At 62.9% G+C, this 1295-nt stretch carries 1 protein-coding gene; it reads right to left on the bottom strand.

All coding sequences use genetic code 11. The features are described 5' to 3' along the window. Positions 1-12: 12 nt before the first annotated feature. Positions 13-1197, bottom strand: coding sequence for an ISAs1 family transposase (locus CKO23_RS24755; protein ID WP_200336197.1), 1185 nt, complete (start codon positions 1195-1197; stop codon positions 13-15). Positions 1198-1295 lie beyond the last annotated feature (98 nt).

Raw genomic sequence — 1295 nt, forward strand, 5'->3', positions numbered from 1 at the left:
AGGGCAATCGCATCACATTTTCCTAATATTCGAGTCCTTGGAGGCTGCCTTTCGAGGCGTGATCTTCGGGGCCTCGAACACCAGCTTGGTGAGATAGGGTTCGTTCCAGGCGGCCTTCATTCGCTTGCTCTGGATGCCGAGCTTGCTGTCGTCATGCTGCAAACGGGTGAGGGCGATGCGCCGAATCAGCGCCAGGTTCTCCCGCGCCTCGGGATCGCGCACCCGCGAGTGGTCCTCGTTGAAGGAGACATCGAGACTCCAATGCAGTTGATTCTCCACGCCCCAGTGCCCGCGCACGGCGTGCGCGAAGGTCTCCACGTCGGTGCCGATGCTGCCGATATAGAAGCGGATTTCACGCGTGATCACGCCGTTGATCTCGCGTTCGGATTCCACCATCCCGATCATGTCCATGGCTTTCCACAAGGCGCTGCGCGGCACGCCTGAGAGGTCGCCGAGGGTGCGGTAGCGGCGGGTTTCACGCCGCCCATGCCCCTGCTCACGCGTCTCCAGGACCTCAGAGGCGACCTCCGCATACTCGCGCGCATCGGCCTCGATGAACGCCTCCTCGACCTCGGCGGCCAAGGTGCTCTGGTTGCCCTTGAGCGCCAGAACATAATCGCCCCCCTGCGCCACGATCTGCTCAGCGATGGCGGTCTGACAGCCCATCGCATCAATGGTGACAATGCACCCTTGCAGGTGCAGCAGCGCCAAGACCTGTGGGATGGCAGTGATCTCGTTGGACTTCGCCTCGGTGGCCACCTGCCCGAGCACCACCCGATTGGCCGTCGCCCAGGCGCTCACCAGGTGCAGCGCGGCCAACCCCTTGCCGCGATCGTGCGAGCGGCGCAGCGTCTTGCCGTCGATGGCGATGATCTCGCCCGAGATGACCACGCGGATCGCCTCGACCCAGTCGCGAAAGCAGGCCTCGAACGCCTCCGTATCCACCACGCTAAAGACACGCCCGAAGGTGTCGTGCGAGGGAGTCCCGTTGGGCAGCTCAAGAAATTGCCTCAGCCACGCCTCCTTCGAGCGCCCAAACTCGGCAATCTGGACCCAGCCATCCGCTCCGCCGAGGGTCGCCGCGATGGCGATCACAATCATGTCGAGCAGGTTGTGACGCCGCTTGAGCGGGCAGCGCGGGTCTTCCAGCGTCGCAAAATGGGTCATCAGCGAGCGGTCCAGGGTCATCTCAGGCATCGGCGGCATCTCACCAGCGGGAAAACGACCGCCAAGTGTTACCGACACCATCGCGATTATCCAACAGTACTCGCTAATAGTTTGATGCGATTGCCCTG

Source organism: Thiocystis violacea (genome assembly GCF_016583565.1).
In the GTDB taxonomy this organism is placed as follows: Bacteria; Pseudomonadota; Gammaproteobacteria; order Chromatiales; family Chromatiaceae; genus Thiorhodococcus; species Thiorhodococcus violaceus_A.